This is a genomic window from Isoptericola jiangsuensis (genome assembly GCF_002563715.1).
Lineage (GTDB): Bacteria > Actinomycetota > Actinomycetes > Actinomycetales > Cellulomonadaceae > Isoptericola > Isoptericola jiangsuensis.
Map to the genome: position 1 here is coordinate 1211307 of NZ_PDJJ01000001.1, position 23584 is coordinate 1234890.

General features: G+C 75.1%; 23 protein-coding genes. 3 read left to right on the plus strand and 20 right to left on the minus strand.

Annotated elements, in window-relative coordinates:
- Positions 1–101 precede the first annotated feature (101 nt).
- Positions 102–1613: an XRE family transcriptional regulator gene (locus ATJ88_RS05440; protein ID WP_245852148.1), complete on the plus strand. Its 1512-nt coding sequence runs from the start codon at positions 102–104 to the stop codon at positions 1611–1613.
- A 19-nt stretch (positions 1614–1632) separates the two neighbouring features.
- Here the strand turns inward: ATJ88_RS05440 and ATJ88_RS05445 are convergent, their stop codons facing one another.
- The 15 genes from ATJ88_RS05445 to ATJ88_RS05515 all read right to left on the minus strand — a co-directional run bounded on the left by ATJ88_RS05445 (position 1633) and on the right by ATJ88_RS05515 (position 16503).
- Complete coding sequence (locus tag ATJ88_RS05445) at positions 1633–2859, minus strand: acetyl-CoA C-acyltransferase (RefSeq protein ID WP_098462949.1); 1227 nt, start codon at positions 2857–2859, stop codon at positions 1633–1635.
- Positions 2856–3992, minus strand: a complete 1137-nt coding sequence (locus ATJ88_RS05450) for an alpha/beta fold hydrolase (protein ID WP_245852150.1) — start codon at positions 3990–3992, stop codon at positions 2856–2858. The genes ATJ88_RS05445 and ATJ88_RS05450 overlap by 4 nt, the downstream gene beginning before the upstream one ends.
- Entirely contained in the window at positions 3989–4690 is a 702-nt protein-coding gene (locus tag ATJ88_RS05455; protein ID WP_098462950.1) for a CoA transferase subunit B, read from the minus strand. Before ATJ88_RS05455 ends, ATJ88_RS05450 begins: the two co-directional genes overlap by 4 nt.
- 3 nt (positions 4691–4693) lie before the next feature.
- Positions 4694–5536 (minus strand): CoA transferase subunit A, encoded by an 843-nt coding sequence (locus ATJ88_RS05460; protein ID WP_098462951.1) that lies wholly within the window; start codon positions 5534–5536, stop codon positions 4694–4696.
- Positions 5533–6510 (minus strand): alpha/beta fold hydrolase, encoded by a 978-nt coding sequence (locus tag ATJ88_RS05465; protein ID WP_245852152.1) that lies wholly within the window; start codon positions 6508–6510, stop codon positions 5533–5535. Before ATJ88_RS05465 ends, ATJ88_RS05460 begins: the two co-directional genes overlap by 4 nt.
- Positions 6507–7262: a 3-hydroxybutyrate dehydrogenase gene (locus ATJ88_RS05470; protein ID WP_098462952.1), complete on the minus strand. Its 756-nt coding sequence runs from the start codon at positions 7260–7262 to the stop codon at positions 6507–6509. The genes ATJ88_RS05465 and ATJ88_RS05470 overlap by 4 nt, the downstream gene beginning before the upstream one ends.
- Positions 7259–7951, minus strand: coding sequence for a TetR/AcrR family transcriptional regulator (locus ATJ88_RS05475; protein WP_098462953.1), 693 nt, complete (start codon positions 7949–7951; stop codon positions 7259–7261). Before ATJ88_RS05475 ends, ATJ88_RS05470 begins: the two co-directional genes overlap by 4 nt.
- Positions 7948–9480, minus strand: coding sequence for a class I adenylate-forming enzyme family protein (locus ATJ88_RS05480; protein WP_098462954.1), 1533 nt, complete (start codon positions 9478–9480; stop codon positions 7948–7950). The genes ATJ88_RS05475 and ATJ88_RS05480 overlap by 4 nt, the downstream gene beginning before the upstream one ends.
- A complete protein-coding gene (locus ATJ88_RS05485) occupies positions 9477–10637 on the minus strand; it encodes a branched-chain amino acid ABC transporter permease (RefSeq protein WP_098462955.1) in 1161 nt (386 codons plus the stop codon). Before ATJ88_RS05485 ends, ATJ88_RS05480 begins: the two co-directional genes overlap by 4 nt.
- On the minus strand, positions 10634–11506 hold the full coding sequence (locus ATJ88_RS05490) for a branched-chain amino acid ABC transporter permease (RefSeq protein WP_098462956.1): 873 nt from the start codon (positions 11504–11506) through the stop codon (positions 10634–10636). Before ATJ88_RS05490 ends, ATJ88_RS05485 begins: the two co-directional genes overlap by 4 nt.
- Positions 11503–12216: an ABC transporter ATP-binding protein gene (locus ATJ88_RS05495; RefSeq protein WP_098462957.1), complete on the minus strand. Its 714-nt coding sequence runs from the start codon at positions 12214–12216 to the stop codon at positions 11503–11505. The genes ATJ88_RS05490 and ATJ88_RS05495 overlap by 4 nt, the downstream gene beginning before the upstream one ends.
- On the minus strand, positions 12213–13025 hold the full coding sequence (locus ATJ88_RS05500) for an ABC transporter ATP-binding protein (RefSeq protein WP_098462958.1): 813 nt from the start codon (positions 13023–13025) through the stop codon (positions 12213–12215). The genes ATJ88_RS05495 and ATJ88_RS05500 overlap by 4 nt, the downstream gene beginning before the upstream one ends.
- Before the next feature lie 2 nt (positions 13026–13027).
- On the minus strand, positions 13028–14230 hold the full coding sequence (locus tag ATJ88_RS05505) for a substrate-binding domain-containing protein (protein ID WP_098462959.1): 1203 nt from the start codon (positions 14228–14230) through the stop codon (positions 13028–13030).
- A 189-nt stretch (positions 14231–14419) separates the two neighbouring features.
- Entirely contained in the window at positions 14420–15808 is a 1389-nt protein-coding gene (gene nhaA, locus ATJ88_RS05510; protein ID WP_245852154.1) for a Na+/H+ antiporter NhaA, read from the minus strand.
- A 125-nt stretch (positions 15809–15933) separates the two neighbouring features.
- Entirely contained in the window at positions 15934–16503 is a 570-nt protein-coding gene (locus ATJ88_RS05515) for a DUF1697 domain-containing protein (RefSeq protein ID WP_098462960.1), read from the minus strand.
- A 251-nt stretch (positions 16504–16754) separates the two neighbouring features.
- On the opposite strand from ATJ88_RS05515, the gene phoH2 reads away from it, so the two are divergent.
- Entirely contained in the window at positions 16755–18095 is a 1341-nt protein-coding gene (phoH2, locus tag ATJ88_RS05520; RefSeq protein ID WP_245852155.1) for an RNA 5'-3' helicase PhoH2, read from the plus strand.
- Between the two features lie 36 nt (positions 18096–18131).
- On the opposite strand, the gene ATJ88_RS05525 is transcribed toward phoH2, so the two are convergent.
- The gene (locus ATJ88_RS05525; protein ID WP_098462961.1) at positions 18132–19292 is read right to left on the minus strand and encodes an FUSC family protein; all 1161 of its coding nucleotides are present in this window, start codon (positions 19290–19292) and stop codon (positions 18132–18134) included.
- A 67-nt stretch (positions 19293–19359) separates the two neighbouring features.
- Between ATJ88_RS05525 and ATJ88_RS05530 the strand changes: the two genes are divergently transcribed.
- A complete protein-coding gene (locus ATJ88_RS05530; protein WP_211287468.1) occupies positions 19360–19848 on the plus strand; it encodes a MarR family winged helix-turn-helix transcriptional regulator in 489 nt (162 codons plus the stop codon).
- A 341-nt stretch (positions 19849–20189) separates the two neighbouring features.
- On the opposite strand, the gene ATJ88_RS05535 is transcribed toward ATJ88_RS05530, so the two are convergent.
- From ATJ88_RS05535 to ATJ88_RS05550, 4 genes are all read right to left on the minus strand, one after another.
- Entirely contained in the window at positions 20190–21623 is a 1434-nt protein-coding gene (locus ATJ88_RS05535; protein ID WP_098462963.1) for a class II fumarate hydratase, read from the minus strand.
- Between the two features lie 110 nt (positions 21624–21733).
- Positions 21734–22384, minus strand: coding sequence for a carbonic anhydrase (locus ATJ88_RS05540; protein WP_098462964.1), 651 nt, complete (start codon positions 22382–22384; stop codon positions 21734–21736).
- A complete protein-coding gene (locus tag ATJ88_RS05545) occupies positions 22381–23301 on the minus strand; it encodes a carbohydrate kinase family protein (RefSeq protein WP_245852156.1) in 921 nt (306 codons plus the stop codon). Before ATJ88_RS05545 ends, ATJ88_RS05540 begins: the two co-directional genes overlap by 4 nt.
- A gap of 2 nt (positions 23302–23303) precedes the next feature.
- Positions 23304–23549, minus strand: a complete 246-nt coding sequence (locus tag ATJ88_RS05550; protein ID WP_098462965.1) for an exodeoxyribonuclease VII small subunit — start codon at positions 23547–23549, stop codon at positions 23304–23306.
- Between the last annotated feature and the right edge of the window lie 35 nt (positions 23550–23584).

The following is a 23584-nucleotide window of genomic DNA, read 5'->3' on the forward strand; positions in this document are numbered from 1 at the left end:
CGTCGTCCCTCGATGACGACTCTGGGCCCCGCGCCACCCCCGTGACCACCTCCACGGCGAAGAACTTTCCCGGTTCTTCTCCTTCTCAGAAGGTGTGCCGCATGTCACCCTGGGGCATGGCCACGACCACCACGCAGCGACCGGTCCCGCCCGCCCCGGCGGCGCCCGTCGACGCCGCCGAGCCGGACGCGCTGACCATCGGACGACGGATCCGGCACCTGCGCGCGCGGCGCGGCATGACGCTGGGCGACCTCGCCGACGCCATCGGACGTGCACCGTCGCAGGTCTCGATGCTGGAGAACGGCAAGCGCGAACCGACCATCGCCCGATTGCAGGCCGTGGCCCGCGCGCTGGGCACCACGGTCGACGAGCTGCTGTCGCCGGAGGCACCGTCGCGGCGGGACGCGCTCGAGATCGAGCTGGAGCGCGTGCAAAGAGGGCCGCTCTTCTCGGCGCTCGGGGTGAAGTCGGTGCGGGTCGGCAAGTCGCTGCCGACGGACGCCCTGGAGGCGATCGTGGCGCTCCAGGCGGAGCTGGAGCGGCTGCACTCCGAGCGGGCGCTCACCCCGGAGGAGGCCCGCCGCGCGAACACCGAGCTGCGTGCCGACATGCGCGCGCAGGACAACTACTTCCCCGACCTGGAGCTCGTGGCGCGGTCCCTGCTCGACGACGTCGGGCACACGCACGGCCCGGTGCCGCAGCGGGCCGCCGTGGAGATCGCCTCCCACCTGGGCTTCACCATCCACTACGAGTCGGACGTCCCGCACTCGACGCGCGCCGTCATCGACCAGCGGCACCGGCGCGTCTACCTGCCGAGCAACGGCATCCGCGGCCGCTCGGACGCGCGGTCGGCGCTGCTGCAGGCGTTGTCGTCGCACGTGCTCGAGCACACCGAGCCGCAGAGCTACGGCGAGTTCCTGCGGCAGCGGGTCGAGGCGAACTACCTGTGCGCGGCGCTGCTGCTGCCGGAGCGGGAGGCGGTGCGGCACCTGCGGGACGCGAAGGACGCCCGGGCGATCTCCATCGAGGACCTGCGGGACGCGTTCGCGGTCTCCTACGAGACGGCGGCGCACCGGTTCACGAACCTCGCGACGCGGCACCTGGGGATCGACGTGCACTTCATGAAGGTCCACGAGTCGGGAGCGATCCACAAGGCGTACGAGAACGACGGCGTGCGGTTCCCGGCGGACGCCCTGGGCACGGTGGAGGGGCAACACGTCTGCCGGCAGTGGACGGCGCGGGTGGTGTTCGGCATCGCCGACCGCCTCAGCCCGTACTACCAGTACACGGACACCCCGACGGGCACGTACTGGTGCACCTCCCGGGTGACGGACACCCCGGACGGCCGGTTCTCGGTGAGCGTGGGCGTGCCGTACGCGCAGGTGAAGTGGTTCCTCGGCCGGGAGACGACGGCCCGGTCGACGTCGCGGTGCCCCGACGAGTCGTGCTGCCGTCGCCCGCGGGCGCCGCTCGCGCAGCGGTGGGACGGCCAGGCGTTCCCGAGCGCCCGCCCGCACGCGTCGATGCTCGCGGCGATGCCGTCGGGCGCGTTCCCGGGGGTGGACACCACGGAGGTGTACGAGTTCCTGGAGCGGCACGCGCCCCGGTCCTGAGCGGGGCGCGTGCCGGCGGTCAGGCCTCCAGGAGGAGGGCGTCGCCCTGCCCGCCGCCGCCGCACAGCGCGACGACGGCGCGCACGCGCTCCTCGCCCGCCGCGCGGCGTCGCGCCAGCTCGTGCGCCGCGTGCACGGCGAGCCGCGCGCCGGACGCCCCGATGGGGTGGCCGAGCGAGATGCCGCCGCCGTGCGGGTTGACGATGGCGGGGTCCAGCCCGAGCACGCGCGTGGACACGGCGGCCACGACCGCGAACGCCTCGTTGATCTCGACGTGGTCGAGGTCGGCGGCGCTCCAGCCCTGCCGGGCCAGGGCCGCGGTGATCGCGTTCGCCGGCTGCGAGTGCAGGGACGTGTCGGGCCCGGCGACCTGCCCGGCGGCCCGCACGGTCGCCAGCACCGGAACCCCCGCGGCCTGCGCCCGCGCGCGTGTGGTGAGCACGAGCGCGGCGGCGCCGTCGGAGATCTGCGACGCGTTCCCGGCGGTCACCGTGCCGTCGGGGGAGAACGCGGGGCGCAGGCGGGCGAGGGTCTCGACGGTGGTGTCGGGGCGGACGCCCTCGTCGGTGGTGACGACCACGGGCTCCCCGCGCCGCTGCGGGACGGCGACGGGCGCGAGCTCGGCGTCGAGCAGGCCGTCCTTCGCGGCGGCGGCCGCCCGCTGGTGCGAGGCCGCGGCGAGCGCGTCCTGGTCCTCGCGGGACACGAACACGTCCCCGGTGTTGTGCTGCTCGGTGCTCAGGCCCATGGCCTGGCCGTCGAACGCGTCGGAGAGACCGTCGCGGGCGATCGCGTCGAGCAGGGTCGCCTCCCCGTACCCGAACCCGGCCCGCGCACCGGGCAGCAGGTGGGGGGCGTTCGTCATGGACTCCTGCCCGCCGACGAGCACGACCCCCGCCTCCCCGGTGCGGAGCAGACGGGCGCCGTCGATGACGGCGGTGAGGCCGGACAGGCACACCTTGTTGAGGGTGACGGCGGGGACGCCGGGGGCGACACCCGCCGCGAGGGCGGTCTGCCTGGCCGGGTTCTGGCCGGCGCCGGCCTGCAGCACCTGGCCCACGAGGACGGCGTCGACGTCGGTGGCGAGGTCGCCCGCGGCGGCCAGCGCGGCCCGGGCGGCGACGGCGCCCAGGTCGACCGCGGTCAGGGGTGCCAGCGCCCCGCGCAGCCGTCCCTGGGGGGTGCGGGCGGCGGCCACGACGACGACGTCGTCGGGGGTGGGTGCGGTGGTGGGGTCGGCGGTCATCGGGCCATCTCCTCGTCGAGGGCGGGGCCGGGGTCGCCGGCCGCCGCGCCGGTGGGGGCCGCGGGGAGGGTGGCGCGCACGGCGTCGACGACGAGCGCGAGGACCTCCTGCGGGCGCTCGAGGTGCGGCGAGTGGCCGACGCCGTCGAGCACGACTTCACGGTACGCCCCGCCGCGGGTGGCGTAGGCGTCCAGCACGGCCCGGGTCTGCCCGACCATGGGCTGCGGCGGGCAGACGTCCCGGCCGGGCCAGCCGGGGACGGCGCCGAGCTCGCCGAGTCGGGCGAGGTCGAGGGCGGACGTGTCGGACACGATCGCGTCCAACGCTCCCCGGACCCACAGCACCGGCGGCTGCGGGGTGACCGCGGCGAAGCCGGACAGGTCGAGGTACCGGGGCGAGATCGCGTTGTTCATGCCGCGGGTGCCCGGGGCGACGCCCGGCCAGTGCTCCGACGTCGTGGTGTCGCCGGGGTAGTGGTCGTCGCCGGTGCGGGTGCTGAGCACCGAGTCGAGCAGCGCCTCCTCGCCGGCGGCGATCGTCGTGGGGTCGGCGACGTAGAAGGCCCGCAGCACGCCGCGCGGCGACCCGGGGTCGTCGGAGCGGTCGCCCGCGGCGATCGCGGCGACGAACGCGGGGTTGGCGGTGCCGCCGCCGGACCCGGCGTGGTCGGGCGCCGTGGGGGTGCCCGCGAGGTCGCGGGTGCCACCGAACCCGTACGGCGACATGGGCGCCTCGAGCACGAGGCCCGCGAACCGGGTGGCGTCGTCGATCGCGAGCCGGAGCACGACGCCGGCGCCGGCCGAGTGGCCGAGCGCCGTGAGCGGCGGCGCGCCCGCCGCGGCCAGACCGAGCGCGTCGACGACCGCGGTGACGTCGTCGGCGAGGTCGCGCAGGCCGCGGGTCGCGTCGATCGGCAGGGGGTCGCTGTCCCCGAACCCCCGCAGGTCGACGGCGACGCCGCGCACGTCGGCGGGCAGCGCGGCGAGCAGGTCGGTGAAGAACGCGGACGACGAGCAGTTGCCGTGCACGCACAGCAGGGTGGCCGTCGCGCCCTCGTCGGGGCCCGTGTCGCGCACGTGGAAGCTGCCGCGCGCCGTGGCGACGTCCGCGCGGTGCAGCGGGCGGCCGCTCACGCGTCCTCCCCGACCGCGGCGGGCGGGCGCAGGGCGTGCGGGGCGGCGGCGAGCGGCGCGTCGTCGAGCTCGACGGTCAGCGGCGGCTCGGTCGCGGCGCGCACCTCGTCGACGGTGACGCCCGGTGCGGTCTGGCGCAGCACCAGCCCGGCGTCGGTCACGTCGATCACCGCCAGGTCGGTGATGACGCGGTGCACCACTGCGCGTCCGGTGAGCGGCAGGGTGCACTCGTCGACGATCTTCGGCGAGCCGTCGCGGGCGGTGTGCTCCATGAGGACGATGAGCCGCGCCGCGCCGTGCACGAGGTCCATGGCGCCGCCGGGACCCTTGACCATCTTGCCGGGGATCATCCAGTTGGCGAGGTCGCCGGCCGCGGACACCTGCATGGCGCCGAGCACGGCCGCGTCGATCTTGCCGCCGCGGATCATGCCGAAGCTCAGCGCCGAGTCGAAGAACGCGGCACCGGGCAGGGTGGTGACCGTCTGCTTGCCGGCGTTGATGAGGTCGGGGTCGACCTCGTCCTCGGTGGGGAACGGCCCGACGCCGAGGATCCCGTTCTCCGACTGGAGCACCAGGTGCTTGTCGGCGGGCACGTGGTTGGGGATCAGGGTCGGCAGGCCGATCCCGAGGTTGACGTACCAGCCGTCCAGCAGCTCGGCCGCCGCCCGGGCGGCCATCTCGTCGCGGGTGAGCGCCATCGCTCAGTCCTCCTTCCGGGTGGTGGCGGTCTCGGGCTCGCGCACGGTGCGTCGCTCGATGCGCTTGGGCGCGTCGGGGCCGACCACGACCACCCGGTGCACGAACACGCCGGGCAGGTGGACGGCGTCCGGGTCGATGTCGCCCGGCTCGACGAGCTCCTCGACCTGGGCGATGCAGACGCGACCCGCCATCGCGGCCAGCGGGGAGAAGTTCCGGGCCGAGCGGTGGAACACGAGGTTGCCGAACCGGTCGCCCTTCGCCGCGTGCACCAGCGCGAAGTCGGTGGTGATCGCCTCCTCGAGGACGAACTCCTGCTCCCGCACGCCGTCGGCGCCCGCGACGGGGAACGTCCGCACCTCCTTCGGCGCGCTGGCCTGCGCGACGCCGCCCGCGCCGTCGTAGCGCTGCGGCAGGCCGCCCTCGGCGACCTGCGTGCCCACGCCGGTCCGGGTGAAGAACGCGGCGACGCCGGAGCCGCCCGCGCGCAGCTTCTCCGCGAGGGTGCCCTGCGGCGTCAGCTCGACCTCGAGCTCGCCGGACAGGAACTGCCGCTCGAACTCCTTGTTCTCGCCCACGTACGACGACGTCATCTTGCGGATGCGCCCGGCGCCCAGCAGCACGCCGAGGCCCCAGTCGTCGACCCCGCAGTTGTTGCTCACGACCGACAGGTCGCGGGTGCCCTGGGCGAGCAGCGCCTCGATGAGCGCGATCGGGTTGCCGCAGAGCCCGAACCCGCCGACGGCGAGCGACGCGCCGTCCGAGACGTCGGCGACGGCCTCGGCGGCGCTGCCGACGACCTTGTCGAGCCCGGTCGGCTCGGCGGTCGGGGGAGTGGGTGTGCTCATCGGACCTCCTTCGTGGGGGCGCCCAGCAGGGCGCGCGTCTCGGCCGCGACGGCGGCGCTGCCGTCGGTGCCCATGACGATCGTGTAGTGGTTGACGTCGGGGACGTCGCGGGGCCGCAGCGCCGGGACCCGTGAGGTCCAGGTTGCCAGGTGCTCGGGCGGGTAGAGGGGCGCGGGGTCGTCGAGCAGGCCGCGGGGCGCCCGCAGCACGACCGTCGGCCGGTCGAGCCGGTCGAGCGCGGCGGCGACCGGGCCGTCGCCGTGCAGGTCGAGGGAGTCGGCGGCCACGGCCCCGGCGTCGCTCGCCGGGCGCAGGCCGCCGGGGGCGGGCACGAGGTCGTAGTCGACGTAGTCGAGCACGGCGGGTCCCAGGAGGTCGGCGAACGCGGGGTGCTGCGCCCAGAACTCCCGGTAGGCGCCGACGTCGGGGAACGTGCGCTGCAGGCGTTCGGCGGCCGGCCCCAGGACCGCGGCGAGGCGTGCGGCCGGCGGCGCGTCCGGGTCGACGCCAGGGGGGTCGGGCAGCGGCACGCCGCCGTCCACGAGCAGCAGCCCCGCGACGAGGCCGGGGTGCCGGTCGGCGAGCACCACCGAGACGAACGCCCCCATCGAGTGCCCCACGACCACGACCGGCGCCCCGGCGACGGCGCGGACGACCGCGGCGACGTCGTCGGCGTGCCGCACCATGCCGAACGGGCCGGGCAGGGTGTTGCTGCGCCCCCGTCCCCGCAGGTCGGGGGCGACGACCCGGACCCCAGCCAGCTCGCCGACGAGCGTGGTCCACGCCCGGTGCGAGGCGGTGATGCCGTGCACGGCGAGCACCGTCGGGGCGTCGTCCACCGGCTCGCCGGCGGCGTCGACGGCGTCCCACACGCCGACCCGCAGCGGGCCGCCGTCGACGGCCACGTCGAGGGCGCGGTAGCGGTGGCCGGGCACCGTCTCGTGCGCGGCCGCGGCGCGCACCGGCGCTGTCACCGGGCGCTCCAGCCGCCGTCGACCGTCCACGACCCGCCGGTCACCAGGGACGCGCTCGGCCCGGTCAGCCAGGTGACGAGGTCCGCGATCTCGGCGGGCTCGGCGAGCCGCTTGATCGCGGACTCGGTGAGCAGGACCTTCTCCAGCACCTCGTCCTCGGGGATCTGGTGGACGCGCGCCTGGTCGGCGATCTGCTTCTCCACCAGCGGGGTGCGGACGTACCCGGGGTTGACGCACGTGCTGGTCACGCCGTGCGGGCCGCCCTCCAGGGCCGTCACCTTCGACAGGCCCTCCAGGCCGTGCTTCGCCGCGACGTACGCCGACTTGAAGGGTGACGCCACCAGACCGTGCACGGACGACACGTTGACGATCCGGCCCCACCCGCGCTCGTACATCCTCGGCAGCGCGGCCCGCACCAGGAGGAACGGCGCCTCCAGCATGACGCGCTGGATGAGCCGGAACGCCTCCGGGTCGAACTTCTCGATGGGGCTGACCCGCTGGATCCCGGCGTTGTTGACCAGCACGTCCACGTCGAGGACGAGGTCGTCGAGGGCCGTGGTGTCCGACAGGTCGACCACCCACGCCTCGCCGCCGACCTGGTCCGCGACGCGCGCCGCGGCGTCCGCGTCGACGTCCGCGACGACCACGTGCGCGCCGCGCGCCGCCAGCGCCGCGGCGCACGCGGCCCCGATGCCGCTGCCCGCGCCCGTGACGAGGGCGCGACGCCCGGTGAGGTGCTTCTCGTCGCTCATGGGGTGGGTCCTTCCTGGGTGGGGTCGTCGGCGGCCGGCCCGGGGGACGGTGCCCGGTGGGGCGCCAGCGCCCGCTCGATGAACAGCATGGTCTGGTCGAACACGTCGTCGGGGATCTCCGGCAGGCGGCCGTCGGCGCCGGGCCCGCCGGCGTCGGCCGGGCCGTCGGCCCCGCCCCACAGCACCCAGCGCATCCCCACGATCTCGCCGATGCCCATGAGGGCCCAGGCGGCGACCGTCGGGTCGACGTCCCCCACCTCGTCGTCGGCGCGGGCCTTCTCCAGCCCGGTCACGTAGCCGGACACGATCTTCTGGTAGTGGCGGCGCAGGGCGTCCGGCGCCACGAACTCGGCCTGCCGGATCACCCGGTACAGCGCCGGGTGCTCCGCGGTGAAGCGGAAGAACGCCCGGAAGCCGGCCCGCTCCGCCTCCAGGCGGGTCGTGGCCTGCGAGCTCGCCTCGTTCATGGCGTGCCGCACCCGCTGGTTGAGGTCGTCCACCAGCTCGGTGAACACCGCGTGCTTGCCGTCGAAGTACAGGTAGAACGTGCCCATCGCGACACCGGCGGCCTCGGTGATCTTCACGATCGACGCCTCGTGGTAGCCGAGGTCGGCGAACACCTGCTCGGCGGCGGCGAGGATCTTCGCGCGGGTCCGGTTCCCGCGGGCGGTGCGGGGCGGGGTGCTCATCGGGCCTCCTGCGGGCGTCGGGCACGCAGCGCGTGCCGGGGGATCTTGTCGAGGGAGGTGCGGGGCAGCCGGTCGACCAGCTCCACGTGGTGCGGCACCTTGAACGCGGCCAGCTCGGCCCGGCAGAACGCCAGGAGGTCCTCGGTGTCGGTGGGACGGTCGGTCCGCGCCACGACGAACGCCCGGCCCACCTCGCCCCACCGCTCGTCCGGGACACCGACGACGGCGGCCTCCACGACACCCGGGTGCCGGCGCAGCACCCCCTCGACCTCGGCGGGGCTGACGTTCTCCCCGCCCACGATGTACAGGTCCTTGAGGCGGTCCACCACCCGGTGGTAGCCGTCGGCGTCGCGCTCCACGAGGTCCCCGGTGCGCAGCCAGCCGCCCGCGAAGGCGGCCGCGGTGGCCTCCGGGTCGCGGAAGTACCCGGCGAACACGCCCGGTCCCCGCACCAGCAGCTCGCCCGTCGCCGCGCCGTCCAGGTGCTCGCCCGTCACCGGGTCGGCCAGCGCCACGTCGACGTGCGGGTACGGCTTGCCCGCCGAGCCGGGGCGCTCGCGGGCCTCGTCGTCGGGCAGGCAGAGCACGTTCGGCCCGGCCTCGGTGAGCCCGTACCCCTGGGTGAGGGCGACGCCGCGGCGGTGCCAGGTGCGCAGCAGGGGTTCCGGCATGGGGGCGCCGCCGACGACGGCGGTGCGCAACGACGTGAGGTCGGCGGCGGCGAACCCGGGGTGCGCGGCCAGCATGAGGTACTGGGTGGGCACGCCCATCATCGTGGTGACCCGCCGCTCGGCGAGGAGCTGGAGCACCCGCTCGGGCTCGAACGTGCGCTCCAGGACGACGCGGGCCCCGCTCCACCAGGCGAGCAGCGGCTGGATGTTCCAGCCGCCGGCGTGGAACTGCGGCAGGACGGACAGCACGACGTCGTCGTGGGACATCTCGACGGTGCGGGAGAACGCGAGGTTGGTCCAGAAGCAGCTCGCGTGGGTGAGCAGCGCACCCTTGGGGCGCCCGGACGTCCCGGACGTGAACAGCAGGAGCAGGGGGTCGTCGTCGCGCACCTCGCGGCGGGCCGGGGCGGGGTCGCGGCGCCGGGTGGGTGGCGGGACGGCGGCCTCGACGCCGGAGCGGCCGAGGCCGGTCGTGGCGGGCGGCAGCGCGAGCCGTTCGAGCGCGGTGGCGGCGAGCGTGGCGAACTCCTGCTCGACCAGGACGAGGGCCGGGTCGGACCGGTCGAGCTGCTCGGCGAGCTCGCGCGGGGACAGCCGCCACGACAGGGGTGCCAGCACGAGGCCCGCCTGCGCGCAGGCGAAGAACAGCACGACCTGGTCGGCGCTGTTGCCGGTGACGGTCGCGACGCGGTCCCCGACGCCGTACCCGGCGTCGGCGAACGCGGCGGCCAGCCGGGTCGCGCGGTCGTCGAGGTCCCGGTAGGTCAGGGTGACGCCGCGGTCGTCGACGGCGACGCGGTGCGGCGTGGCGGTGGCCCGGTCGCGGGTCCAGCGACCCAGGGTGTGCAGACCGGTCATGCGGACTCCTCGACGACGTCCCGTGCCTCGCGGCGGGCGGCCCCGCGGTCGGTGCGCCCGGAGCGGCGGGCCAGGCGGTCCGTGGCCCCGGCGATGCCGCCGGGCACGAACAGCACCACGAGGATGAACAAGGTTCCCAGGATGAACAGCGGTTCGCTGAGCGGCACGCGGAGCACGGGCGGGAGCCCGGCGATCGCGTCGGACGCGGCGAGCGCGCCGAGGCGCTGGTCGAGCAGCGTGTACAGCACCCCGCCGACGACCGCGCCCCACCGGGACCCGACACCGCCGAGCACCACCATGACGAGCAGGGTGAGCGTGAAGTCCGACGACGTCACGCGCGGCACGGCCCCGGACTGGAGCAGCAGGTGCGCCATCCCGACGGCCGTCGCGAGGACGGCGGCGACGACGAACACGAGCAGCTTGACGGCGTAGGGGCGCCCGCCGATGACGCGGACGCGCATCTCGTTCTCGCGGGTCGCGGCGGCCACGTGGCCCGCCCGGGAGCGCTCGACCCAGAGCACGACGGCGTAGACCCCGACGAGCACCGCGAGGGAGAGCCAGTACAGGTTCCGGGTGTTCACCACCCCGACCAGCGCGTCCGGGACGCCGGTGGTGTCCAGGGCGAGGCCCTCCTCGCCGCCGGTGGTGCCGCCGGGGTTGCGGCGCACGAGCACGTTGCCGGCCTGGGCGAACGCGAGGGTCACCATGGCGAAGGAGATCCCGGTGACGCGCAGCGAGATCGCGCCGACGACGTGGGCGACGACGACGCCGCCGACGAGGACGACGCACGCGGCCGGCAGCAGCGGCAGGTCGGTGCGGTCGAGCACGATCGCCAGCCCGTAGACGCCGACGGCGAAGTACAGCGCGTGGCCGAAGCTCAGCAGCCCCGCGACGCCGAACAGCAGGTGGTAGCTGAGCGCCAGGGCGCCGACGAGCAGGGCCAGGGAGAGCACGTGCAGGGTGCCGGGGGTGTAGGTGGGCCCGGGCAGGACGCCCGGCAGGGAGATCGCCAGCAGCGGCAGGCACGCGAGCAGCGCCACGAGGGCGACGCCGCCGAGCAGGAGGTTCCAGCGCCGCAGGCCCGGGGTACGGCGCGCGGGGGTGGGGGAGGCCGCGGCGGGTGCCGCCGGGGGTGCGTCGGTCTGCTGCGTGGTCATGCCTTGCTCCCCAGGAGGCCGGTGGGACGGACGAGCAGCACGAGCGCGAGCAGGAGCACGACGACGAGGTCGCCGAAGCCCCAGTAGTAGTTCGCGAACTGCTGCAGGACGGCGACGAGCACGGAGGCGATCGCGGCGCCGGTGAGCGACCCGAGGCCGCCGATGACGGTGACGATGAACGCGAAGATGAGCAGCGACGCGCCGAGGTGGGGCGAGACGTACCCGAAGTACTGGGACGCGAGGACCCCGCCGAGGCCGGCGGCGGCGCCGCCGATGGAGAACACCAGGGTGAACGCCTTGCGGACGTCGATGCCGAGCGCGGTCACCATGGCGCGGTTCTCGACGCCGGCGCGGATGATGAGCCCGTAGCGGGTGTACCGCAGGAACAGCACGATGGCGCCGAGGACGACGAGGGCGGCCGCGATGGCGAGGAACCGGTCGTTGGGGATCGGCGCGCCGGCCACGACGGTGGTGCCGCGCAGCCAGGCGGGGCCCTGGATGAAGACGGGGTCGGAGCCCCAGGTGCCCTCGAAGAGCGCGACGGTGGCCAGCGCCAGGCCGACGGTGACGAGGACCTGCTCGATGTGCCGCTGGTAGAGCGGACGCACCAGCAGCAGCTCGGTGAGGGCGGCGAACGCGGCGCCGACGGCGGCCCCGACGACGAGCGACAACGCGAAGGTGCCCCAGTCGTCGGCGCCCAGGCGCCGGGCGACCTCCCACCCGGCGAACGCGCCGAGGGTGAGGAAGGAGCCGTGCGCGAAGTTGAGCACGCCCATCAGCCCGTAGATGAGGGACAGCCCGGACGCGACGAGGAAGTACAGGGCACCGAGGCCGAGCCCGGTGATCAGGAGCAGGACGATCGTGCTCATGCGGCGTTCTCCGAGGTGTGCACGCCGAGCAGGCGCTGGATGCGGTCGGGGTCGTCGAGCAGCTCGGCGGCGTCGCCGGTGTGCACGACGCGGCCGGCGTCGATGACGACGACCGAGGTGGCGAGGCGTTCGATGACCTCGAGGTTCTGCTCCACGAGGAGCACGGGCACGGTGCGGGCGGCCTCCGCCAGCGCGGTGGCGACCTCGCCGACGATCTTGGGGGCGAGGCCCTTGGTGGGTTCGTCGACGAGCAGCAGCCGGTTGTCGTTGAGGAGCGCCCGGGCGAGGGACACCATCTGCTGCTGGCCGCCGGACAGCGTGCCGGCGCGCTGCGCGGACCGACGCACGAGGTCGGGGAAGAGCTCGGCGACGAGCTCGCGGCGCGGCGCGGCGTCCCGCTCGGCGAGGCGGAGGTTCTCCGCGACGGTCAGCCCGGCGAACACCTCGCGGTCCTCCGGGACGTAGCCGACGCCGCGCCGCACGATCCGGTCGGTGGGCAGCCGGTCGACGCGCTCCCCGGCGAGCTCGACGACGCCGGTGCGGTCGTACAGGCCGAGGACGGCCTTGAGCGTGGACGTCTTGCCGACGCCGTTGCGGCCGAGGACGGCGGTGACGCCGGTCGCGGGGACGTCGAAGGTGACGTCCTCGACGACCTGCTGGCCGGCCACGGTGGCGCGCAGGCCGCGGACGCTGAGGATGGGCTCGGTCACGCGACGTCTCCCAGGTAGGCGCTCTGGACGGTGGGGTCGGACATGACCTTCTCGGGGGTGTCGCAGGCCAGCAGCTCGCCGTGGTGCATGACGGCGACGCGGTCGACCAGCCCGAGGACGACGTCCATGTGGTGCTCGACCATGAGCACGGTGCGGCCGCTGCGGTGCAGCCGCCGGATGACCTCGCTGAGGCCGGGCACGTCCGCCGAGGACACGCCCGCCATCGGCTCGTCGAGCAGGATGACGGCGGGGTCGGTGGCGAGCAGCACCGCGATCTCGAGCTTGCGCTTGTCGCCGTGGGACAGGTCGCCCGCGGCGACGTGGAGCCGGTGCTCCAGGCCGACCTCGGTGAGGTGCTCGACGGCGCGCCGGGTGGCGGCGTCGCCCCGGGAGGGGAACCGCAGGACCGACAGGCCGTGGCCGAGGTGGGTCTGCGCCGCGAGGCGGACGTTCTCCAGCACGTCGAGCCGCGGGAAGACGCTGGATGTCTGGAAGGTGCGGCCCAGCCCGGCGCGGGCCCGCCGGGCGACCGGGTCGCCGGTGACGTCGCGCCCGGCGAGGTGCACCGACCCGGAGGTCGGACGCAGGACGCCGGAGACGAGGTTGAACAGCGTCGTCTTGCCGGCCCCGTTGGGGCCGATGACGCCGACCATCTCGCCGGGCGCCACCTCGAGCGTGACGTCGTGCAGGATCTGCGCGCCGCCGATGCGCAGGCCGAGGCCGTGCACGGCGAGGGCCGGCCCGGTCGCGGCCGCGGGTGCGGCGTCGGGAGGCACGGCGGGTCCCGTGCCGGGCTGGTGCTGCGTCATGGTCAGCCGGCCTCCGGCGGGGCGACCTGGTCGCCCGGGACCTCGGCGACGAGCTCGGGGACCCAGTGGTCGCCGTCCTGCACGAGCCGCACCTGGTACATCGGCTGGATCACGGCGTGGTCGGACGCGCGGACCGTCGTGGAGCCCTTGGGGCCGTCGAACGTCCAGCCCTCGAGCGCGCCGACCATCGCGTCGACGTCGTCGCCGCCCTCGGCGACGGCGTGCACGATCATCTGCGCCGCGACGAACCCGTCCGGGGTGAACAGGTCGGGGGTGCCGCCGGCCTCCTCGACGGCGGCGACCATCGCGTCGTTGACGTCGTTGTCGGGCGCGGCGGGGAAGTAGTGGTTGAGGAAGTCGACCTTGGCGGCGGCGTCGCCGTACGCGTCGAACGTGGCGGCGTCGCCGAGGCCGGTGACGACGGTGGTGGCGTCGAGCACGCCCTGCTGGTCGAGGCCCTGCCACATGGCGCCGGAGGTGGCGCCGGCCCACGCGACGAACACGAGGTCGGGGTCGGCGTCGACGACCTGGCGGGCGAACGGCGTGAACTCGGTGGCGTCCTCCGGCACGAGGACGCTCGTCACCTCGGCGCCCTGCGCGCCGAGGACGGCGTCGACGGCGGCGAGGTTGCCCTGGCCGAACGCGTTGTCCTGGGCGAAGACGAGGACCTGGGCGCCGTCGGGGTCGACGAACGTGCCGGCGGTGGCGACGTCCTGGAGCGACTGGCGGCCGGAGCGGAACGTGTAGTCGTTGATCCCGGTGACGGCGTCGGCGGCCGCGGGGCCGGAGACGTACAGCACCTGGTTCTGCTCGGCCTGCTCGGCGAGCTTGAGCGCGATGCCCGAGGAGACGGTGCCGCCCATGATCTGCACGCCCTGGCCGATGAGGTCCTTGGCCTGGGTGACGGCCTTGTCGGGGTCGCCGGCGTCGTCGAGGTAGGTGACCTCGACCGGGCGGCCGTCGATCTCGCCGGTGCCGTCGGTGGCGTGGTCGAGCCCGGCCTCGAAGCCCTGGCGGTAGGCCTCGCCGTAGGCGGCCAGCGGTCCGGTCTTCGAGTAGATGATGCCGACCTCGACGGGCTCGGCCGTCGCCGTCGTCGCGTCGTCGTCGCTTCCGCCGACGCCGTCCTGGGGCGCGCACGCGGTGAGCGCGAGCGCGGTCGTGGCGGCGGCGGCCAGTGCGAGGTACTTCTTCGTGACCCGCATGTCTCTGCCCTTCGTTGGGTGCTCATCCGTCAAACATGACAGGTGATTCAGGTATGAGGATCTTGGGGTGGCCGACCTCCGGAAGTCAAGGCGCCGGCACCGCCGAGCGGTCACGATCCGGTCACGGGACGACGCAGGCCGCCACCCCGGGCGGGGTGGCGGCCTGCGTGCGGACCGGGGCGCGGGACGTCAGTGCGTCTCGCGGTCCTGCTCGTCGCCGATGAACGACGTGACCTCGTCGGGGACGTCGTCGCGGTTCATGTCCGGACCGCGCTCCTGGCGCGCGTCCCAGCGCAGCATGAGGGCGCCGAGGACCGCCGCGACCACCGACGCCAGCAGGATCGCCGCCTTCGCGCCCAGCGTGTGCTCCGAGCCGTGCTCGAACGACAGCTCCGCGATGAGCAGCGACACCGTGAACCCGATGCCGGCCAGCAGCGCGACCGGCAGCAGGTCGCGCACGCCGATGCCCTGCGCCAGGCGCAGCGGCGTGACCCGGGTGACCAGCCACGTGGTCCCCAGCACGCCGACCACCTTGCCGACCACGAGGCCCGCGACGATCGCCACGACGATCGGCTGACCCAGCAGCTCGGCCGGGCCGCCGCCGTCGACCAGGTTGACGCCCGCCGCGAAGAACGCGAAGAGCGGCAGCGCCAGGCCCTGCGACCAGGGCTTGACCTTCTCCTCGTAGTGGTGGGTGCGGGACTCCTCCTCGCCGTGCGACGGACGCGCCGCGACCGTGAAGCCCATGAGGACACCGGCGACCGTCGCGTGCACGCCCGACGCGTGCATGAGCGCCCACGCCACGACGAACAGCGGCACCAGCAGCCACCAGCGCGGCCGTCGCGAGCGGACGTACCAGCCGAATACCGCGATGACCGCCAGCGACCCGAGCAGCGCGCCGAAGTGGATCTCCGAGGTGTAGAAGACCGCGATGACGGTGATCGCCAGCAGGTCGTCCACCACGGCGAGGGTCAGCAGGAACGTGCGGATCGCCAGCGGCAGGCCCTTGCCGAACACGGCGAGGACGGCCAGCGCGAACGCGATGTCCGTCGCCGTGGGGATGGCCCAGCCGTGCAGGGCGCTCGAGTCGCCCAGGTTCACGACCAGGACGGCGTAGATGACCGCCGGGACGATCATGCCGCCGACCGCGGCGAGCATCGGGACGCCGGCCTGCTTCGGGCTGCGCAGCGAGCCGGCGACGAACTCGTGCTTGAGCTCGAGGCCGACCACGAAGAAGAAGACGGCGAGCAGGCCGTCCGCCGCCCAGGCCGCGAGGGACAGGTCGAGGTGGACGTGGACGGGGCCGATGTACGCCGGCCCCACCACCGTCTCGGTGAGGGAGGTGTAGGCGTCGCGCCACGGGGAGTTCGCGAAGATCAGCGCCAGCACCGCGGCGCCGATCAGCAGCGCGCCGCCGGTGGTCTCGCGCGAGACCCAGCGGGACAGGCGGGCGCCGAAGGACGGGTGGGAGACGTCGGTGCTCAGGGTGTGCTCCTTGCAGGGAGAGGTGTCGGTGCGTCGACCGGCGTTCCAGCCGGCGTCACCGACCAGACTTCCCGGCTCACCACAGGCGAACACCCTACCGGGTCACGACCGTCCGCACGTCCCGTGCCCCGGTCGACCGGCGGCCCCGCCCGTCGTCGCCGTCGGCTGCCGCCCGCCCGATGCCGGCCCGCCGCCGCCGGTCGCGCCGGTCGCGGCGGTCACGCCGAGGCCATCTCCAGCAGCCGGGTGACGGTGCGCCAGTTGCGGCCCGTCGTCCAGGTCCCGGCCGCCCGGTCGATCCGGTCGCCGGTCAGCCGGCTGCGCCCCACGCCGTCGACGTGGTGGACGTACAGCACGCCCTGCGCGGCGACGACCCGTTCGGGGCCGTCGTGGTCGGCCGCGAGCGCGGCCACGCCGTCGGCGTCCACGTCCTGCGGCCCGACGTGCAGCAGCAGCCGCGCGGGCTCGTCCCGGGCGGCGTCCGGGAACGGGACGGCCTCGACCAGACGGGCCAGGCGCGGGCCCGGGACGACGACGAACGGCACGCGGGTCCCAAGCCGGTCGGCCAGGGCCGCCTCGAGGGCGTCCGTGACCCGGTCGGTGGCCTGCGCGGACGCGGCGCCCGTCGGGTCGTCGGGGTCGTCGGTCACGACGAGGTTGCCGCTGTTCGCGTAGGTCCGGGCGTCGTGCAGCCCGGCGTCCTGCGCGCCCGCCCGCAGGTCGGCCGCCGCCACCCGCCGGTGGCCGCCCACGTTGACCCCGCGCAGCAGCACCACGTACGTCGTCATCGCTCCATCGTGCCCCCGGTCACGGGGGCGTGAACTCTGCGTGACGAGTTCGCGACGCGCCGCCGGTGTGACACCCGTCACCGTGCGACGGTCGTAACGTGGCGCGCAGGACGCCCACCCAGGGTGTCCTCGGGAGGCCGTCAGATGGAGTGCACGCTCCGTGCCGGAGGGCCGGCCCCGGTCCTCGCGCACGGCGCTCCGACCGGTCGCCCGCCCCGCACACCGTTCCGCTCTGCGCGAGGGAGCACATCGTGGCCCACACCGAGAACACCAGCACCGCCCGTCGGACCTTCGTGGTCGACACGTCCGTCCTGCTGTCCGACCCGCGAGCGATCTACCGCTTCGCGGAGCACGACGTCGTGCTGCCCGTCGTCGTCGTCACCGAGCTCGAGGCCAAGCGGCACCACGCCGAGCTCGGGTACTTCGCCCGCAGCGCCCTGCGGGCGCTCGACGACCTGCGCATCGAGCACGGCCGGCTGGACGCCCCGATCCCCATCGGCGGGGACGGCGGGTCGTTGCGCGTCGAGCTGAACCACTCCGACCCGGGGGTGCTGCCCGCCGGTTTCCGGCTCGGCGACAACGACACCCGCATCCTGTCCGTCGCGGCGAACCTCGCCGCGGAGGGCCTCGACGTGACCGTCGTGTCCAAGGACCTGCCGATGCGGGTCAAGGCGTCGGCCGTGGGGCTGCGCGCGGAGGAGTACCGCCACGAGCTGGCGGTGGACTCCGGCTGGACGGGCATGCGCGAGCTGACCGTCACCGACGATCAGATGACGGAGCTGTACGACGGCACCGAGGTCGACCTCGCGGCGCTCGACCCGGCGGTGCTGGCGGAGGCCGGCGCGCTGCTGTGCCACACCGGACTGGTGGTGCACAGCGCGGGCGGGTCGGCGCTCGGCCGGGTCACGGCCGACAAGCGGGTGCGGCTCGTGCGCGGCGACCAGGACCTGTTCGGCGTCCACGGCCGCTCCGCGGAGCAGCGGGTCGCGGTCGACCTGCTGCTCGACGAGGAGATCGGCATCGTCTCGCTCGGGGGGCGGGCCGGGACCGGCAAGTCGGCGCTCGCCCTGTGCGCCGGGCTGGAGGCGGTGCTGGAGCGTCGTCAGCACCGCAAGATCATCGTGTTCCGCCCCTTGTACGCCGTGGGCGGGCAGGAGCTCGGCTACCTGCCGGGCAGCGAGTCGGAGAAGATGAACCCGTGGGCGCAGGCGGTCCACGACACCCTCGGCGCGCTGGTCTCCCCGGCGGTCCTCGACGAGGTGATCGACCGCGAGATGCTCGAGGTGCTGCCGCTCACCCACATCCGCGGCCGGTCGCTGCACGACGCGTTCGTCATCGTCGACGAGGCCCAGTCGCTGGAGCGCAACGTGCTCCTCACGGTGCTGTCCCGCATCGGGCAGTCGTCCCGCGTGGTCCTCACCCACGACGTCGCGCAGCGCGACAACCTGCGGGTGGGGCGGCACGACGGCGTGGCGGCCGTCATCGAGGCGCTCAAGGGGCACCCGCTCTTCGCGCACGTGACCCTCACGCGGTCGGAGCGCTCGCCCGTGGCGGCGCTCGTCACCGAGATGCTGGAGGGCCTGGAGGTCTGACCCTCCGGTCGCGTGCCGGGGCGTCGTGGCGGCGGGTCATCCCGTCGTCGCGGCGCCCCGCTCGCGTGCGTGGACCAGGACGACGGCCAGGACGCCGAGCGCCGCGCCGAGCACGGTGTCCAGCGCGCGCGCGGCGGCGGTGCCGGCGGGGTCCGCGGGGGCGGCGAGCGACGTCATGAGCAGCGCCATCGGCGTGATGGTGAGCATCGCGAGCCCGTAGTGGCGGCCGACGACGACCTCCGTGACGACCTGGAGCGCCACCACGACGACGCACGTCGCGGCGAACCCGAGGTGCGCGGCGAGCAGCGGCCAGGCGAGCAGGGCGCCGACGACGGTGCCCACCCCGCGCTGGAGCGCCCGCACGACGGCGTGCCCGGTGGTGGCGCCCTGGAGCGTCGCGGTGGCGCCCATCTGCGCCCAGGCGGGGTGCCCGAGCCCGGCGGCCTGCGCGACGGCGCCCGCCGCGAGGGCGGCGAGCGTCACGCGGACCCCGCCGAGCCGCCAGCCGGGCTCGTGCCAGGTCGCACGGACGGTGGCGAGGACGCCAGGGGTCGCTCCCGCGGGAGCCGGCTCGCGGGTCGCCGTCGCGCCGCGCCCGGTCGCGGGACGCCCCGTCGCGCGCCGGGTCATGCGTCGCAGGACGCCGCCGTGCCGGACGACCCACCCGCTGGTCGCGACGAGCCAGGCCACGGCGGACCCGGCCGCGACGGCGAGGCCGCGCTCCGCGACGCCGGACCAGTCGGCGGCGGCGGCCATGCCGCCGGCGGCGGCGAACACGACGATGGTCCCGCCGGGCGGTCCGGTGCGCACGAGCAGGCACAGGACGGTCGACCCGGCGGCGACGAGCGCGACGACGCCGAGCACGACCGGGGCGGGCGCGCCGGCGGTCGTGAGGGTCGCGACCGCGACGAAGGCCCCGGTGAGCACGGCGCCGAGCAGGGCGACGACCGCGGCGCGGCGGCGGTAGGGGTCGAACCGTCCGTAGAGGGAGGCGAGCGCGCCGAGCGCGGCGAACCCGGCCAGGTCCTGGTGGCCGGTCGCCGCCGCGAGGGCGAGCGCGAGGGCGACGGCGGCGCCGCAGCGCAGGGCGGCGAGGACGCCCGCGGTGGTGGTGGGGGACGGGGCGGCACGCCAGGCGGCGCGCAGGTGGCCGGGGTCGATCACGTCGCGGGCGGCGGTGAGCACGGGGGAGGTCATCGGGACCAGGATAGTTCACGAGTAAAACACTGCGAAAATAAAGCGGTCGCGCACCTATCCTGGGAAGGTGGACTACATCGACCGCGTGCGCGCCCAGTGGGCCGAGCGGCTGCCCGACGTCGACACCTCGCCCGCGGAGGTGGGGGCGCGCGTCCGCCGCGTCGCGGCCCTGCTCGACCTCGCCACGGAGGCGGACGTGACCGGCCGTGACGTGACCCGCGCCGAGCTCGACCTGCTCACCGCGCTGCGCCGCGCGGGGCGACCCCTGCGAGCGGGCGAGGTCACCACGATGACGGGGGCGCCCGGCGCGTCCATCACGAAGCGCCTCGACCGCCTGGCCCGGGCGGGTCTGGTGGAGCGGACGGTCGCCGAGCGGGACCGGCGGGGCGTCGTGGTGGCCCTCACGGCGGCGGGGGAGGAGCTCGTCGACGAGCTGTTCCCGCGCCAGGTCGACCGGGAGCGCGCGGCGCTCGTGGACCTGTCCGAGGCGGAGCGGGCCGAGCTCGGGCGCCTGCTCGCCGTCGTGCTGCGCCGCCTCGATCCCGTCGACTACTGAGTCGACCGACGGTCGCCGGCCTTCGGTCCCACCGGCGGAGAGGTCGAGAGGGCGTGCCGCCTCGTGTGGAACCCCCCAGCCCCGCGCACCGGCAGCACGCCCTCCCGCTGCCCCGGACCCTAGCAGGTGAGGTAAGCCTTACCAAAGAGGCGTCCAGCAACTGAGACCCAGGTCACGGTCGAGCGGGTCGCGACGGGCCCAGGTCACGACCGAGCCATGTCATGACCGAGCGAGGGGTGGGGTCCTCCGGTGCGTCGTCGTCAGACGGGAAGCGCAGGCCGCGGAGCGACCGTGAGCGCGACGACGCACCGGAGGACCCCACCCCTCGCGGGCGGCAGCGATCAGGCCTGCGGCGGACGCGTCATCGACAGGACGTCGAGCGCCTCGTCGAGCTGCGCCTCGGTGACCTCGCCCCGCTCGACGAAGCCCAGGTCGACCACGGCCTCACGCACGGTGATGCCCTGCTTGACGGAGTGCTTGGCGACCTTGGCGGCGGCCTCGTAGCCGATGACGCGGTTGAGCGGCGTGACGATCGACGGCGACGACTCGGCGAACGCGCGGGCCTTCTCGACGTTCGCGGTGATGCCGTCGACGGTCTTGTCCGCGAGGACGCGCGAGGCGTTGGCGAGCAGGCGGATCGACTCCAGGACGCCCTGGGCGATGACGGGGATCTGCACGTTGAGCTCGAAGGAGCCGCTGGCGCCGGCCCAGGCGACGGTGGCGTCGTTGCCGATCACGCGGGCGGCGACCATGAGGACGGCCTCGGGGACGACGGGGTTGACCTTGCCCGGCATGATCGAGGAGCCCGGCTGGAGGTCGGGGATGAAGATCTCGCCGAGGCCGGTGTTGGGGCCGGACCCCATCCAACGCAGGTCGTTGCAGATCTTGGTGAGCGACACCGCGATGGTGCGCAGCGCGCCGGAGAGCTCGACGAGGCCGTCGCGGGCGGACTGCGCCTCGAAGTGGTCGCGCGCCTCGGTCAGCGGCAGGCCGGTGTCCTCGCGCAGCAGCTCGATGACGCGCTGCGGGAACCCGGCGGGGGTGTTGATGCCGGTGCCCACGGCGGTGCCGCCGAGCGGCACCTCGGCGGCGCGGGGGACCGCGGACTGCAGGCGCTCGATGCCGTAGCGGATCGCGGCGGCGTACCCGCCGAACTCCTGGCCGAGGGTGACGGGGGTGGCGTCCATGAGGTGGGTGCGGCCGGACTTCACGACGGTGGCGTACTCGTCGGCCTTGGCGCCCAGTGACGCGGCGAGGTGCTCGAGGGCGGGCACGAGGTCACGGACGACACCGGCCGTGGCGGCGACGTGCACCGAGGTGGGGAAGACGTCGTTGGACGACTGGGAGGCGTTGACGTGGTCGTTGGGGTGCACGTCCTTGCCGAGCGAGCGGGTCGCGAGGGTGGCGAGCACCTCGTTGGTGTTCATGTTCGACGACGTGCCGGAGCCGGTCTGGAACACGTCGACGGGGAAGTGGGCGTCGAGCGTGCCGGAGGCGACCTCGTCGGCGGCGGCGACGATGGCGTCGGCGACGTCCTGGTCGAGCACGCCGAGCTCGGCGTTGGCGCGCGCGGCGGCCTTCTTCACGCGGGCGAGGGCCTCGATGTGGCCGCGCTCCAGCGGGGTGCCCGAGATCGGGAAGTTCTCGACCGCGCGCTGCGTCTGGGCGCGGTACAGGGCCTGGGCCGGGACGCGGACCTCACCCATCGTGTCGTGCTCGATGCGGTACTCGGTCTCGGGCGCGTCTGCGCCGCCGGCGACGGTGTCGGAAGTCATGCGTCCATCGTGCCGTACGCCGGGAGGCGGGACGGTGTGAGAGGTGTCACGCGCCGGGTCCGGCGGCCCCGCTCGGGGCGCGCGGGACCCGGCACGCGGAGGCCGGCGGGTCAGCCCAGCGGCTGCTCGCCGACGTCGCCCGCGACCTCCACGAGACGGGCGGAGCCGTCCTCGAGGTCGTACTCGACGCCGACGATCGCGACGCGCCCCTCGGTGACGGCCGCGTCGAGCGCGGCGGAGTACCCGCGCAGCAGGCCGACGGTGTGCCGCACGTGCGCGGTGCGCAGGCGGTCGGCGAACGGGGCGCCCTCGGCGTCCGCGGTGGACCCGGCGTCGGGGGAGCCCGCGAGGTGCGCGATCGACGGGATCACCTTGTCCACCACGGCGCGCACGAACCCCGGCGGCTGCTCGCCCGTGCGCAGCGTGTTGGCGGTCGCCGCGACCGCGCCGCACGAGTCGTGGCCCAGCACCACGATGAGCGGCGCCCCCAGGACCTCCACCCCGTACTCGATCGACCCGAGCACCGTGGTGTCCACGACGTGCCCGGCCGTGCGCACGACGAACAGGTCGCCCAGGCCCTGGTCGAAGATGATCTCCGCCGCGACGCGCGAGTCGGAGCAGCCGAACAGGACGGTGTGCGGGTGCTGCGCCGACGCCAGCTCTCGGCGGCGGGTCGCGTCCTGGGAGGGGTGGATCGGGGCGTCGGCGACGAAGCGGTCGTTCCCGGCGCGCAGCGCGGTCCAGGCCTCGGTGGGGGTCATGCTTCCTCCAGCTCGGTCGCCCACGGCGGGTTGGCCCCGGCGCGGGAGACGGTGACGGCTGCCACGGCCACGCACCGTGACAGCAGGTCCTCGACGGTGGCGTGGTCGACGGCGCGCAGCGCCGCACGGCGCCCCGCGCCCAGCAGGTCGGCGCCCCACAGCCCGTCCAGGAGGGCGCCCATGAACGAGTCGCCGGCCCCGACGGTGTCGACCACCGTGACGGGGCGGGCGGGCACGTGCACCTCGCCGTGGTCGGTGACGGCGGTGGCGCCCTCGCCGCCCGCCGTGACCACGACCAGCGGCGCGCCGAGGTCGTGCACCCAGGCGCGGGCGACGTCGAGCGGCGCGGCGCCGCCGGACAGCCACGCGAGGTCCTCGTCGCTGACCTTGACGACGTCCGCGAGGCGGACGACCTCCTCCACGCGCCGGCGGGCCTGCGCGGGGTCGCCCATCAGCGCCGGACGGGCGTTCGGGTCGTAGGTGATCGTGGCGGTCGGGCGGGCGGCGGCGACCAGGGCGCGTACCTGCGTCGCGCCCGGTTCCAGCACCGCAGCGACGGACCCGGTGTGCACCGCCAGGGTGTCCGCGGCGACCGGCGAGCCGGCGGGCACCTGCCAGTCGAGGTCGAAGTCGTAGGTCGCGGCACCCGACGCGTCCAGGGTCGCCCGCGCGACCGACGTCCGCGGGGCGTCGTCGCTGCCCGGCGTCGTCGTCACACCGGAGGCCGCGAGCCACGCGCGCACCGCGTCGCCGCGGGCGTCACGGCCCAGCCACGTCAGGAGCCGCGCCTCGCGGCCGAGGCGACCGAGCGTGAGCGCGACGTTCGCGGGGGACCCGCCGGGGTGCTCCGCGACCGCGCCGTCGGGGCGACGCACCACGTCCACGAGCGCCTCGCCGACGGACAGCACGTGCGCCACGGTCAGTCCTCCTCGTCGGCGTCCGCCCCGGGGCCCGACGCGGCCTGCGCCGCGGCCAGGCGCTCCCGGGCGCCGTCCAGCCACTGCTGGCACCGGGCGGCCAGCGCCTCGCCCCGTTCCCACAGCGCGAGCGAGTCCTCCAGGGGCTCGCCGCCGGCCTCCAGCCGCGCGACGACCTGGACCAGCTCGTCGCGCGCCTGCTCGTAGCTCAGGGCGGACACGTCGGTGCTCGGCTCGTCGGTGCTCACGGGGACAGTCAACCCCACCCGGCGGGGACGGGTCG

Coding starts and splice junctions, on each gene's coding strand:
- ATJ88_RS05440 (WP_245852148.1), top strand. CDS start 102: ATGTCACCCTGGGGCATGGCCACGACCACCACGCAGCGACCGGTCCCG.
- ATJ88_RS05445 (WP_098462949.1), bottom strand. CDS start 2,859: ATGACCGCCGACCCCACCACCGCACCCACCCCCGACGACGTCGTCGTC.
- ATJ88_RS05455 (WP_098462950.1), bottom strand. CDS start 4,690: ATGGCGCTCACCCGCGACGAGATGGCCGCCCGGGCGGCGGCCGAGCTG.
- ATJ88_RS05460 (WP_098462951.1), bottom strand. CDS start 5,536: ATGAGCACACCCACTCCCCCGACCGCCGAGCCGACCGGGCTCGACAAG.
- ATJ88_RS05470 (WP_098462952.1), bottom strand. CDS start 7,262: ATGAGCGACGAGAAGCACCTCACCGGGCGTCGCGCCCTCGTCACGGGC.
- ATJ88_RS05475 (WP_098462953.1), bottom strand. CDS start 7,951: ATGAGCACCCCGCCCCGCACCGCCCGCGGGAACCGGACCCGCGCGAAG.
- ATJ88_RS05480 (WP_098462954.1), bottom strand. CDS start 9,480: ATGACCGGTCTGCACACCCTGGGTCGCTGGACCCGCGACCGGGCCACC.
- ATJ88_RS05485 (WP_098462955.1), bottom strand. CDS start 10,637: ATGACCACGCAGCAGACCGACGCACCCCCGGCGGCACCCGCCGCGGCC.
- ATJ88_RS05490 (WP_098462956.1), bottom strand. CDS start 11,506: ATGAGCACGATCGTCCTGCTCCTGATCACCGGGCTCGGCCTCGGTGCC.
- ATJ88_RS05500 (WP_098462958.1), bottom strand. CDS start 13,025: ATGACGCAGCACCAGCCCGGCACGGGACCCGCCGTGCCTCCCGACGCC.
- ATJ88_RS05505 (WP_098462959.1), bottom strand. CDS start 14,230: ATGCGGGTCACGAAGAAGTACCTCGCACTGGCCGCCGCCGCCACGACC.
- ATJ88_RS05515 (WP_098462960.1), bottom strand. CDS start 16,503: ATGACGACGTACGTGGTGCTGCTGCGCGGGGTCAACGTGGGCGGCCAC.
- ATJ88_RS05525 (WP_098462961.1), bottom strand. CDS start 19,292: ATGACCTCCCCCGTGCTCACCGCCGCCCGCGACGTGATCGACCCCGGC.
- ATJ88_RS05535 (WP_098462963.1), bottom strand. CDS start 21,623: ATGACTTCCGACACCGTCGCCGGCGGCGCAGACGCGCCCGAGACCGAG.
- ATJ88_RS05540 (WP_098462964.1), bottom strand. CDS start 22,384: ATGACCCCCACCGAGGCCTGGACCGCGCTGCGCGCCGGGAACGACCGC.